Below are 2,283 nucleotides of genomic sequence, written 5' to 3'. Positions count from 1 at the left end.
CGTTCGGGAGTCATATAACAATTTTTATCGCATAAATAGGAATCCCATTTGACACTGTCAAATCAATATTTTGCACAGAAATGGCTACCGAATGGCTACATACGGAGACATTTCTGTGTAGGATTCCTCTTATGCTCTTTAATAGCAATAGTTGCAATATTACACCTGTATACCCTCATATTTTTCATTTCAAAATCTCAAACCTTTTTCAGAAAAACATCTTTAATTTTTTCTAACAAAACAAAAAACGCTCACTCTTTTTTTCGAGTAGCGTTTTGTTTTTTATTTTTCTTCTTCAATTTCATTTATCATTTGATGATTTATTTTTTGTTTTTCTTCGTCTGTTAAATCAAAAATTTCACTCGCTAAATATTCATTTTTATTCCACATGTAAAAAATTTGATACACGTATTCGGTTGGATCAATTTCTTTTAAGTAATCTAAATCTCCATTTTTTAATTTCTTTTTAGCATCTTTAAATAATCCTGAATAAACTAATACCTGTTTACCTTTAAGAGATTTATAGAATGCATCAAATACTTTTTGATTTATTAAATAATCACTATCTTTACCAGAATACTTAGCCATTTCATATAACTCTTTATTGTTATTTTGTCTTATTTTTTGAACTTGAACTTGTGTAATTTCTGAAATTCCCGTTACGTCACGCCATAATTCAAGCCATTCTTTTTGGCTAATATAATATCTTTTATCTGTAAAATATGACTTATTTACTGCAATTAAAACATGAAAATGCGGGTTATAGTCATCACGTTCTTTATTGTAAGTAATTTCTAATTTTCTTACATAACCTTTCGTAGCAGAAATTACTTTTTTACGCTTAAACATCTTTTGAAAAGAGTGATTATAAGCTTTAATTTCACTTTCTAAATGCTCAGCTGTAACATTTGGCGTGGTAAGTGTTAAAAAGATGAATTGTTTATCTTCTTTTTGCTTAATATATTGCATCATCAATGATAAACCTAACGCATCTTTTCTCGCTTTTCGCCATGCACATACAGGACAAAATCGATTTTTACATAAATTAGATTTATGCAATTTCTGTTTCTCTAATGTTTTATCTGCCACAAAACTCAAGAATGTATTGCACTCCCTTATCAAATCCATTTGTCCTTCTTTGACATGCCGTTCAATAAATTTCTGAAATACTTGATTTCTCCGTTTTTTCTCAGTATACTTTTCCATATATTAAATCACTGTAAAAACAACTAAGTTGTATACAAAGTTTTTATAACAAAAAAGTTGCTTTTTCTCCTTTCATGTAAAGTTTTGGTTTGGTCACCATAAACTCTACTATACTAGGTATGAAAAAGCAACTTTTTTTGCGTTCAAAGACAGTCATATCAACTAATCTAGAGACAGGTAACCATACGGGAATAGTTACCTATAGTATCAAGACAAGAAGAAACTCGTTTCACTCGTTTCAAAAAAGCCAAAAAAATCTCATCGTTAAATACTTTTAAATGCACTGCAATTAAATAAGTGTTAAGGTAAAAATATAGCATTATCCTCAAACATCATTAAATCTTTTAGCATGAAATAGTTCTTTTCCCAACCCATAGTCATTCAATTGCTGAGTGGCTATTTTTAATGCTTTATTCCAATTGCTTTATTGACGTTGAGCCTCTGAACCCTTAACAATCCCTAAACTTGTCGAATCGTCGGCTTAATAGCTCACGCTATGCCGACATTCGTCTTCAAGTTTAGTTAAGGGTTCTTCTCAACGCACAATAAATTTTCTCGGCATAAATGCGTGTGGTATGCTCAATACAGTGCTCCTTTTAATTGCACAATATGATAACCATTATCCAGAAGACCACTCAAAAAATGAGTGGTTCTTTTATTTTGCATTTTAAGCCCTTTCTAGGACATTTAATCATTTCGAATATAAAAACAAACAAAAATTTCTTTCGTTCAAAAGAGAGGCTATGAATCATTTTAAAATTCATTTCTCAACACTTTCAGAAAGAAAAATATATTTTTAATCTCAATTATTCTTCTTAGAAAAAAGCTAAAACCCGATTAATAATATTCAAAAAAGGCAGCAGTGCATTTTGATTTTGGCTACCATTTGGCTCCCTTTTAGCTCCCAAATAGCTACCTAATAATGTAGCTATTTGGTATCCATTTTTGATTTTGTGTAGCTATTCGGTATCTTTTGTGTAGCCGTTCGGGAGTCATATAACAATTTTTATCGCATAAATAGGAATCCCATTTGACACTGTCAAATCAATATTTTGCACAGAAATGGCTACCGAATGG

At 30.4% G+C, this 2,283-nt stretch carries 1 protein-coding gene; it reads right to left on the bottom strand.

Going from position 1 to position 2,283, the window contains the following annotated elements:
* Window positions 1-282: 282 nt before the first annotated feature.
* A complete protein-coding gene (locus AB0I15_RS66680; protein ID WP_031864528.1) occupies window positions 283-1,206 on the bottom strand; it encodes a protein rep in 924 nt (307 codons plus the stop codon).
* Between the last annotated feature and the right edge of the window lie 1,077 nt (window positions 1,207-2,283).

Source organism: Nonomuraea sp. NPDC050643, assembly GCF_040654715.1.
In the GTDB taxonomy this organism is placed as follows: Bacteria; Actinomycetota; Actinomycetes; order Streptosporangiales; family Streptosporangiaceae; genus Nonomuraea.
This window is presented reverse-complemented; position numbering and strand designations above follow the sequence as displayed.